This is a genomic window from Clostridium celatum DSM 1785, assembly GCF_000320405.1.
Classification (GTDB): domain Bacteria; phylum Bacillota; class Clostridia; order Clostridiales; family Clostridiaceae; genus Clostridium; species Clostridium celatum.
In genome coordinates this window covers 1-1,648 of sequence record NZ_KB291636.1, presented here as the reverse complement: position 1 = coordinate 1,648, position 1,648 = coordinate 1, and the positions used below count along the sequence as shown (strand labels likewise).

At 27.5% G+C, this 1,648-nt stretch carries 2 protein-coding genes and 1 tRNA gene; 2 read left to right on the top strand and 1 reads right to left on the bottom strand.

The genetic code is table 11. From position 1 onward, the window contains the following. The first annotated feature begins 30 nt into the window (after positions 1 to 30). Positions 31 to 106, top strand: a tRNA-Phe gene (locus tag HMPREF0216_RS07035). Positions 107 to 158: 52 nt separating this feature from the next. Here the strand turns inward: HMPREF0216_RS07035 and bcp are convergent. Continuing rightward, entirely contained in the window at positions 159 to 620 is a 462-nt protein-coding gene (gene bcp, locus HMPREF0216_RS07030; RefSeq protein WP_005212987.1) for a thioredoxin-dependent thiol peroxidase, read from the bottom strand. 138 nt (positions 621 to 758) lie between these two features. Between bcp and HMPREF0216_RS07025 the strand changes: the two genes are divergently transcribed. Continuing rightward, positions 759 to 1,505 carry a peptidylprolyl isomerase gene (locus tag HMPREF0216_RS07025; RefSeq protein ID WP_005212985.1) on the top strand — a complete coding sequence of 249 codons (747 nt, stop codon included), beginning with the start codon at positions 759 to 761 and terminating at the stop codon, positions 1,503 to 1,505. Positions 1,506 to 1,648: the final 143 nt, after the last annotated feature.

The window sequence follows — 1,648 nt, the reverse complement described above, 5'->3', positions numbered from 1 at the left end:
GTGGGAGAGTAGAACGTTGCCAGGTAATGTGGCTCGATAGCTCAGTCGGTAGAGCAGAGGACTGAAAATCCTCGTGTCCCTGGTTCGATTCCTGGTCGAGCCACCAGGAAAAAAGCACTAACATTTGTTAGTGCTTTTTATTTTATATGAATTTATAATTACAGTATATTTAAGTCATTTAAAATAGTATTAATATGTTCCTTCACTTTAACTTTTCTATATTCCTTTACAAGAACTCCATTTTCGTCAATTATAAAAGTACTTCTTTCAATACCCATAACTTTTTTTCCATACATATTTTTTTCTTTTATTACATTAAATAAATTGCAAACTTCTTCTTTTTCATCACTTAAAAGAACAAAAGGAAGATTAAGTTTTTCAATAAATTTATTATGTGATTTTAATGAATCCCTGCTAACACCTAAAATTACAACATTATTATCAATAAAGTTGCTATGATTATCTCTAAAATCACATGCTTCTGTAGAACATCCTGGGGTATTATCTCTAGGATAGAAATAAAGTACTACTTTTTTACCTTTATAATCACTTAATTTATGTTCTTTTTCGTCAGAACTCATTAATGAAAAATCTGGTACTATTGAATTAAGTTCAACCATAAATTTACCTCCTAATTATATTATCAATAATAATTATTATATAATAGTGCATATAAATATTCAATATATTAAATATTTATATATACTATGACGAAAATCTGATATAATTGGAAATATAAAGCGAAAAGGAGAGAGTATATGGAAAACAAAATTTTAGCTGTAATTGCAGGAACTGAAATTACAGAAAAGGATTTAAATTCAATAATAATGAGATATCCTCAAGATAAGAGAGCGTTCTTTAATTCAGATATGGGAAGAAAGCAATTATTAGAACAAATGATAGCATTTGAATTAATGAACAGATTAGGGTCAGAAATGAAATTAAATGAAACTCAAGAATATAAAGAGAGTTTAGCTCAAGTTGAGAAGGATTTACTTACTCAAATGACAATAAACAAAGTTTTATCAGAAGTAACTGTTACTGATGAAGATGCTAAGAATTATTATGATGAGCATTTAGATGAATTTAAAGAAAAAGCTACAGTATCAGCTAAGCATATTTTAGTTGATACAATAGAAAAATGTGAAGAAGTTAGAGCTAGTATTGAAAAAGGTGAATTAACTTTTGAAGATGCAGCAAAGAAATATTCTACATGTCCATCTAAAGAGCAAGGTGGAAACTTAGGAGTATTCGGTAGAGGAATGATGGTTCCAGAGTTTGAGGAAGCAGCTTTTGCTTTAGATTTAGAAAAAGTTAGTGAGCCAGTTAAAACTCAATTTGGATATCACCTAATAAAGGTAGAAGCTAAAAATGAACCTAAAACATCATCATTTGAAGATGTTAAAGCTCAAATAGTTAATAAATTAATTCAATCAAGACAAGAAAAGAAGTACACTGATGTAATAAAAGAACTTGAAACTAAATATGAAGTAAAAAGATCTTAATAACTAGAAGAGTACGTATATAATATAAATAAAAAATACTTAGTAAGAATATTTAATCTTACTAAGTATTTTTTATTCTAGTTGATATGTTAATTTTAATAAATAGATAGCTAGGGAGAGTATATAGATTTGTGTAAAAAACA